This is a genomic window from Streptomyces sp. SPB074, assembly GCF_000154905.1.
In the GTDB taxonomy this organism is placed as follows: Bacteria; Actinomycetota; Actinomycetes; order Streptomycetales; family Streptomycetaceae; genus Streptomyces.
Genome location: NZ_GG770539.1, coordinates 10,125 through 18,296 on the forward strand (window position 1 = coordinate 10,125; position 8,172 = coordinate 18,296).

An 8,172-nucleotide genomic window follows, 5' to 3' on the forward strand; every position below is an offset into this window, starting at 1 on the left:
GACGCGGCGGCGGCGAAACGGCATCCGGGTCGTGGCCGGCTTCTGGCTCCAGCCGGGCGGTGGCCCCGGCTCGGGCGGCTGTGTCAACTACCTCACCGACACCACGTACAAGAACGACATGCTCGCCGAGTTCCCGAAGTGGGTGGACACCTACAAGGACCACCCCGGGGTCCTCATGTGGGACGTCGGCAACGAGTCGGTCCTCGGGCTCCAGAACTGCTACAGCGGCGACGAGCTGGAGAAGCAGCGGGACGCGTACACGTCGTTCGTCAACGAGCTGGCCGTGAAGATCAAGGCCGTGGACCCGGACCACCCGGTGACGTCGACGGACGCCTGGACGGGCGCCTGGCCGTACTTCAAGAAGAACACGCCCGCGCTGGACCTGTACGCGGTCAACTCCTACCAGGACGTCTGCGGCGTCAGGAGCGCCTGGGAACAGGGCGGTTACGACAAGCCGTACATCATCACCGAGACCGGGCCCGCCGGTGAGTGGGAGGTGCCGGACGACGCGAACGGCGTGGCCGAGGAGCCGGACGACGCGGCCAAGGCTGCCGGGTACACGCGAGCCTGGCAGTGCGTCACGGGCCACAGGGGTGTCGCGCTCGGGGCGACGATGTTCCACTACGGGACGGAGTACGACTTCGGCGGGATCTGGTTCAACCTGCTGCCCGCCGGGGACAAGCGCCCCTCGTACTACGCGGTGAAGGAGGCGTACGGGAAGTCGACGGCCAACGACAACAAGCCGCCGAAGGTGGACGCGCTCCAGGTGGAGGGCGGGACCTCGGCGGTGGCGGCGGGCAAGCCGCTGACGGTCTCGGTGCCGGCGAGCGACCCGGACGGTGACGCGCTGGCTTACGAGGTGCAGGTGGGGTCGAAGTACATCGACGACTCCTCGGCCCTCACCACGATCCCCGCGCAGGACCTCGGCGGCGGGAAGCTCAAGGTGACCGCGCCGGACCGGACGGGCGTGTGGAAGCTGTACGTCAAGGTGAAGGACGGCAAGGGGAACGTGGGCGTCGGCACGACGTCGCTCAAGGTCGTGGCCCCTCCGGTGACGGGGACGAACCTGGCGCGCGGCAAGACGGCCACGGCGTCCTCCTTCCAGTCGGACCCGACGGGCGGGTGCCCCTGCGACCCCGGGAAGGCGGTCGACGGTGACGCGTCCAGCCGCTGGGCGAGCGACTGGAGCGACCCGCAGTGGCTCCAGGTGGACCTGGGCGCGCCGACGGCGTTCCGGCACGTGCAGCTGGACTGGGAGTCGGCGTACGCGAAGGCGTACACGATCCAGGTCTCGGACAACGGGAGCGACTGGCGGACCGTGCACGAGCAGAGCGCGGGCGACGGCGGGATCGACGACTTCGACGTGAGCGCGACGGCCCGCTACGTGCGGGTGAACGGCACGCAGCGCGGGACGGGGTACGGCTACTCGCTGCACGAGTTCGGGGTGTACGGGGGCTGACAGGGCGTCCTTCACCGGTGCGGGGCCGTCCGGTCCCGCACCGGTGAGTCGAGCGCGCCGCCGGGGGCGGTGGCGCGGTACCGGGCGGGACTCCCCGCTGCCGTCCGGTGCGGGGGCGGGTGCGACGGGCCGGTGGGGCTCGTCGCACCCGCCTTGCCTTGCGCCCGCCTCCCTTCAAGTCTTGGCCACAAGTCGTGGGTCGGCGAATCGATTTCGCCATCTCTCGAAGAGGCGCGTGGCTGAAAATTTTCCTCAAGTGCGCGCGGGGAAAGTGTTATCCAGGGTTTTCCCGCCGATCAGTGCAGGGGATGTAACGCCCAAGTGAAGAGACCTTGTGCACAACTCTTGACGCTATCCGTGGGGTGGGAGAACGATCTCGGCAGAACGCAGAAGTTCGCGTTCTCTTCCCACCCGCACTGTTGTGCACCACCGCGCCGGCACCCGTGTGCCCGCGGTGACTCATGCCCAGGAGACCGACATGGCTGTGTCCCTGAGTCCGGGAGCCGTTCTCGGCGCCCGACCACTTCGAAGAACCCTTGTGGGGGTCGTCGTACTGGCCCTCGCCGCCACGCTGCTTGCCTTCGTGCAGACGGCGGCGCACGCGGCGCCCGTACTCCTCTCGCAGAACAAGAACGTCACCTCCTCCAGCGTGGAGAACGTCGGGACCCCGGCGTCCAACGCCGTGGACGGCGACAACGGGACGCGCTGGTCGAGCGCGGCCTCCGATCCGCAGTGGATCACCGTGGACCTCGGGGCGACCCGCGCGGTGAGCCAGGTCGTGCTGCGCTGGGAGACGGCGTACGCGAAGGCGTACCGCGTGGAGTTCTCCACCGACAACCAGAACTGGACGTCGAAGTACTCCACGACGACGAGCAACGGCGGCGACGAGACGCTGAACGTCAGCGGCAACGCCCGCTACGTGCGGGTCTACGGCACGCAGCGGGCCACCCAGTGGGGCTACTCGCTGTGGGAGTTCCAGGTCTTCGGCGAGGACGGCGGCTCGACCCCCGGCGGCCCGATCACCGGCGGCGGGGACCTCGGCCCGAACGTGAAGGTCTTCGACCCCTCGACCCCGAACGTCCAGGGCCAGGTGGACCAGATCTTCCAGCAGCAGGAGTCGGCGCAGTTCGGCAGCGGCCGCTACCAGCTGCTGTTCAAGCCGGGCACGTACAACAACCTGAACGTGCAGCTCGGGTTCTACACCTCGATCTCGGGTCTTGGCCTCAAGCCGGACGACACCAACTTCAACGGTGACGTGACGGTCGACGCGGGCTGGTTCCAGGGCAACGCGACGCAGAACTTCTGGCGTTCGGCGGAGAACCTGGCGATCAAGCCGGTCAGCGGCGACGACCGCTGGGCCGTCGCGCAGGCCGCGCCGTTCCGCCGGATGCACATCAAGGGCGGGCTGAACCTGGCGCCGAACGGTTACGGCTGGGCGAGCGGCGGCTACATCGCCGACAGCAAGATCGACGGCACCGTCGGCCCGTACTCGCAGCAGCAGTGGTACACGCGGGACAGCTCGGTCGGCGGCTGGACCAACGGCGTCTGGAACATGGTGTTCTCGGGGGTCGAGGGCGCTCCGGGCCAGTCGTTCCCGAACCCGCCGTACACGACGCTGAACAACACCCCGGTCTCGCGCGAGAAGCCGTTCCTGTACCTGGACGGCAACGAGTACAAGGTGTTCGTGCCCGCGAAGCGGGAGAACGCGCGCGGGGTGTCCTGGGCGAGTACGCCGCAGGGGCAGTCGGTGCCGCTGAACCAGTTCTACGTGGCGAAGCCGGGCGTGTCGGCGGACACGCTGAACCAGGCGCTGGACCAGGGACTGCACCTGCTGTTCACGCCGGGCGTCTACCACCTGAACAAGACGGTGAACGTCAAGCGGGCGAACACCGTGGTCCTCGGGCTCGGCTACGCGACGCTGATCCCGGACAACGGGGTCACGGCGATGAAGGTCGCCGACGTGGACGGTGTGAAGCTCGCGGGCTTCCTGCTGGACGCGGGCGCGGTCAACTCGCCCACTCTCCTGGAGGTCGGCACGGCGGGCTCGCACGTGGACCACGCCGCGAACCCGACCTCGGTCCAGGACGTCTTCGCGCGGGTCGGTGGCGCGGGTCCGGGCAAGGTCACGACGGCGTTCGTGGTCAACAGCGACGACACGATCATCGACCACACGTGGATCTGGCGGGCCGACCACGGGGCCGGCGTGGGCTGGGAGACCAACCGCGCCGACTACGGGCTGACCGTCAACGGCAACGACGTGCTCGCGACGGGTCTGTTCGTGGAGCACTTCAACAAGTACGACGTGCAGTGGAACGGTGAGCGCGGGCGCACGATCTTCTTCCAGAACGAGAAGGCGTACGACGCGCCGAACCAGGCCGCGATCCAGAACGGCTCCATCCAGGGGTACGCGGCGTACAAGGTCGCGGACTCGGTGCAGACGCACGAGGGCTGGGGGCTGGGCAGTTACTGCAACTACACCTCCGACCCGGGGATCAAGCAGGAGCACGGTTTCCAGGCGCCGGTGCGGCCGGGTGTGAAGTTCCACGACCTGCTCGTGGTCTCGCTCGGCGGGATGGGCCAGTACAACCACGTCATCAACAGCACGGGTGGCGCGACGAGCGGGACCTCGACGGTTCCCTCGACGATCACGTCGTTCCCGTAAAGAGGCCGGCCCCGGTGCCGGGGCGCGGTGAGTGAGAGCGAGTGAGGCGGCCGGTCCCTTCGGGGGCCGGCCGTTTCGCGTGCGGCCGGGTCAGGCGGCGGGGACGGTGTCCTCCTGCCAGCTCGTGACGCCGTCGGCGAGGTGGAGGACGCGGTCGGCGAGGGCGAGGAGCTGGGTGTCGTGGGTGGCGACGAGAGCGGTGACGTGCTCGCTGCGGACGACGGCGCGCAGGACTTCCATGACGGCGAGCCCGGTGTCGGCGTCGAGCTGGCCGGTGGGTTCGTCGGCGATGAGGAGGGCGGGGCGGTTCGCGAGGGCGCGGGCGATGGAGACGCGCTGGCGCTGGCCGCCGGAGAGCCCGCCGGGGCGCTGGGCGGCGTGGTCGCCGAGTCCCACGAGGGAGAGGAGCATCGAGACGCGTTCCTCGCGCTCCGCGCGGGCGACCTTGCGCAGGCGCAGGGGGACCTCGATGTTCTCGGCGGCGGAGAGGATGGGGACGAGGCCGAAGGTCTGGAAGACGAAGCCGACGCGTTCGCGGCGCAGGGCGAGCAGGCCGTTCTCGTCGAGGGCGGAGAGGTCGGTGTCGTCGACGACGACGCGGCCGGAGCCGGGGGTGTCGAGGTACCGACTTCTGGTCCGCCCGTGACCTTCAGCAGCTCCTCGGCTACGAGCGCTGGGAGCGCTTCGAGACCGCCGTCGAGCGCGCCATCGCCGCGTGCGAGAACAGCGGCCACGAGCCCAAGGACCATTTTCGCGGCGCCGCGAAGAAGGTCTCGCTCGGTAGCGGAGCCACTCGCGCGGTCATCGACTGGCACCTCTCCCGCTACGCCGCCTACCTCGTGGCCATGAACGGCGACCCCCGCAAGGACGAGATCGCCGCCGCGCAGACGTACTTCGCGGTGAAGACCCGCGAGGCCGAGATCACCGCCATGAAGACAGCGTCCCCCGCGATGCCGACGTTCGCGCAAGCGCTGCGCGGCTGGGCAGATGAGGTCGAGGCCCGCGAGGCGGCCGAGGCCCGCGTCGCCGAGCTGGCCCCGCGCGCGGAGATCGCGGACCGGTACGAGGAGAACCCGGGCCCAACGCTCACCCAGCTCCACAAGGCGTACTTCCCGACGGTCCGCACGCGGGACTTCTTCGAGCACCTCTACCAGCGCCGCTACCTGATCGACCAGCGCGGCACACGCTGGAGCGAGACCCGGCAGGAGTGGCGCGACGGGCACGAGCACGGCCACCCCACGGCCAAGGGCAAGCGGTTCTTCTACCTCGCGTCCCGCCTCGACCCGAACGGCGTGCGCCGCTACCAGGCCCGCGTGATCCCCGGCGACGCCGAGCACCAGCTCGTCGCCGCGCTGCACCGCGACGGCCTCACCCCCCGCGTGCCGTCCGGGCCCGCCGAGCTGACCTGACGCTCACCCCGTAGCGGGCCCGCCGTGCCGTCTCCCGGCCGGGCCCGCGCACCCCACCATCTCCCCCTCTCGTCAGGAACTTCCTCTTGCGCCCCACGTCAGGCGCGGCCCGCCGCCGCGCCATTCCGCCATGCCCCGAAACGGCATGGGCCCCGGTCCCGCTTCACCTCCACGAGGTGACCGAGACCGCCTCCCGGCACGCCCAGCCCCGCGCGTGGAAGCGCGCCGTACGCTGGCTCGTCGCCGCCGGCCTCCACCCCCGCGCGAACACCACAACCCTGCGCGTCGCCGAAGACCTCGCCGCCCGGATGGACTTCGTCGAGGGCCTGGTCCTCTACGACCTCGACGGCACCGCCGCCCGCCTCGACCTTGACCGCTCCACCGTAAAGCGGCACGTCGCCGTGCTCCGCCAGCTCGGCGCGCTCGCGTGGGTCCGCCACGGTACGAAGCGCCAGCAAAGGCAGGGCCGTGATGAGTTGTTGATTCACCATCGCAGTGTTCACGCGAGTCGCGCTGCTGCCTAACGAGCTCGTGCACGGTAGGCGGTGAGACGTCGAGGATGACGGTGGGGCGCCGTCCTCACCTCTGTCGTGCCGAAGTCAGATCCGCGGTCTGCTGATGGGACAGCAGACCGGCGACGGCTTGGACGATGTCGCTCATGTGCTCGCGGCGGCCGAGATGGCGGGCCAGCGCCCGCCAGTTCTTCAAGTGCGCGATGCCGTGTTCGACCCGGATACGCCGCGAGGAATGCGCCTTGCGCTGCCGCTCATGCATTTCCTCGTACCAGTCCGGAGCGTTCTTCTTGAACTTGCGATGCGGCGGTGTCACCACACGTCCGCCGCTCTGGGCACCCAGGCCCTGGTAGCCGGCATCGGCGAGAATCTCCACGACGGGGCCGTCGGCCAGGAGCTTGACCAGCCCTAACTGGCGAGCGTGGGTGATGTCCGCGCAGCTTCCCGGCTTGGTCGGGCTGCAGAACAGCACGCGGCCGTTGCCGTCCGTGACGACCATGGTCTTGACGGCGTTCTGCTTGTTCTTGCCGGAGATGAACTTGTCCCGGTCCTTGCGCCCGGCGGCCGGCCGGCGGACCCGGATCTCGGTGCCGTCGATGATCCCGGTCTTGCCGTCGGCGCCGAGGTGGCTGACGACCTCGGCCAGAGTCCGCAGCCGCACTCCGGGGCTGACGGTGCAGCCTCGCTCGGCGAGTAGTGGCCGCACCTCGCCGACGGCGCGGGTGATGGTGGAGCGGTCCACACCGAACCAGCAGGCCAGCACGTCATGAGTGACGGCATGGCGCAGATGCACGAGCGTGGCCAGGAGGCGGTCGACGAACACCAGCCGGTGCTTCGCACCCGCGCCCACAGCCCGCTTCCGCGGCCTGGACGCGAGCTTGGCGTGGTGTCGCTCGTGCCACAACGGACCTACCTCAGCCACGAGTTCAGCGATCACGTCAGCCGACAGGCCGGTGATCCTCCGGTCGCTGATGATCGCTGCACGAGACGCGTTCCCCACCACACGACCATGATCGACGATCGAGAACTCGACGCGTCACCGCCTACCGTGCACGAGCTCGTTAGGCGCGTGCCTCACCGTATTCCCGGGCCCCGTGGCGCCACCGACCACAACGGGGTCGCCAACCACCTCTCCGAACGAGCTCATGGCCGGCACCCGCTCCCCAGCCTTCGCCACCCGGCGGTCCTCCGCGTCTCCTCTCGCTTCCGCGGCCCGCCCGCTGTCACCCACACGGATGAACCTGATTCCTGACGCGCTGGGCCGCCGCACCTCCCCCGCAGGGTCGGGACCTGCGTGAGGCCGCTCGGAGGGCATCCCAGAGAACAGTGTCTAAGGGACCGGGAAGACGTTCAAAGGGCTGACCGACGCGATGCTCGCCGAGCAGACGGAGCGGCTGCTGGAGTCGGCGGTCTCCGACGACGGCCGGACGGTACGGGTGCGGCCCGGGCTGGTCGTGGAGATCGCCTTCGACGGGGTGCAGCGGTCCTCGCGGTACCCGGCGGGGCTCACGCTGCGGTTCGCGCGGGTGGTGCGGTACCGGCCGGACAAGACGCCGGAGGAGGCCGACACGGTGGAGGCCGTGCGGGAGGCGGGGGGCGGGACGGTGCGCGATGCCGAGGGGGCCGGGGAGAGCGGGGCGGGGCGCGGGGAGAGCCGAGGGCGCCGGGTGGCGGGGAGCGGGGGCGAGGAGAGCTGAGGGCGCCGGGTGGCGGGGAGTGGGGGCGAGGAGAGCTGAGGGCGCCGGGTGGCGGGGAGTGGGGGCGGGGATGCCCGGAGACTGTGACATATGCCGGGGGCACCATCGGTGCGGGTGTTGCCAAACGGCTTACGCGACGGGCGGGGCTGTGCCACAGTCGTCACGTCGCCGCTCCGGCGGCCGGTCGCGCCCCGGCGCCTCCGGGCCCCGGGAGGCGTGCACGTCCGTCCAATCCGCGGGGTCGGCGCCACCGGCCCGTGTGTACGCCGCATCGGAGCCGCCATGCCCCCGCCCGCCTCCACGGACCGTGCCGCGCGACAGCGCCGGCAGGACGGTCCGCTGACCGGCGGCGCGCCCTCCGTGGTACGGCCCCGGCGGCCGTACGCGGAGCCGGGCCTCCGGGCCCGGCCGTACGCGGAGCCGGGCCCGGAGG

Annotated in this window: 4 protein-coding genes and 3 pseudogenes; 5 read left to right on the top strand and 2 right to left on the bottom strand. The window is 70.6% G+C overall.

Annotation, left to right across the window (positions count from 1 at the left end; genetic code table 11):
- Positions 1-1,459, top strand: a 1,459-nt coding sequence (locus SSBG_RS00055) for a discoidin domain-containing protein (RefSeq protein WP_078491182.1), incomplete at its 5' end; no start/stop codon positions are given.
- 478 nt (positions 1,460-1,937) lie between these two features.
- Positions 1,938-4,121, top strand: coding sequence for a discoidin domain-containing protein (locus tag SSBG_RS00060; protein ID WP_008744201.1), 2,184 nt, complete (start codon positions 1,938-1,940; stop codon positions 4,119-4,121).
- A 90-nt stretch (positions 4,122-4,211) separates the two neighbouring features.
- Here the strand turns inward: SSBG_RS00060 and SSBG_RS00065 are convergent.
- Positions 4,212-4,742, bottom strand: a pseudogene (locus SSBG_RS00065) (ABC transporter ATP-binding protein); the annotation flags it as partial.
- 17 nt (positions 4,743-4,759) lie between these two features.
- On the opposite strand from SSBG_RS00065, the pseudogene SSBG_RS35915 reads away from it, so the two are divergent.
- A pseudogene (locus SSBG_RS35915) lies at positions 4,760-5,530 on the top strand (BRO family protein); the annotation flags it as partial.
- Between the two features lie 176 nt (positions 5,531-5,706).
- Entirely contained in the window at positions 5,707-6,054 is a 348-nt protein-coding gene (locus tag SSBG_RS00075) for a hypothetical protein (protein ID WP_008744205.1), read from the top strand.
- Positions 6,055-6,109: 55 nt separating this feature from the next.
- On the opposite strand, the gene SSBG_RS00080 is transcribed toward SSBG_RS00075, so the two are convergent.
- Positions 6,110-7,045, bottom strand: a complete 936-nt coding sequence (locus SSBG_RS00080; RefSeq protein WP_008744206.1) for a transposase family protein — start codon at positions 7,043-7,045, stop codon at positions 6,110-6,112.
- Between the two features lie 337 nt (positions 7,046-7,382).
- Between SSBG_RS00080 and SSBG_RS00085 the strand changes: the two are divergent.
- Positions 7,383-7,739, top strand: a pseudogene (locus SSBG_RS00085) (hypothetical protein); the annotation flags it as partial.
- Between the last annotated feature and the right edge of the window lie 433 nt (positions 7,740-8,172).

Bases quoted from the DNA above. Each gene is read 5' to 3' on its own strand.
- SSBG_RS00060 (WP_008744201.1), top strand. From the start codon at position 1,938: ATGGCTGTGTCCCTGAGTCCGGGAGCCGTTCTCGGCGCCCGACCACTT.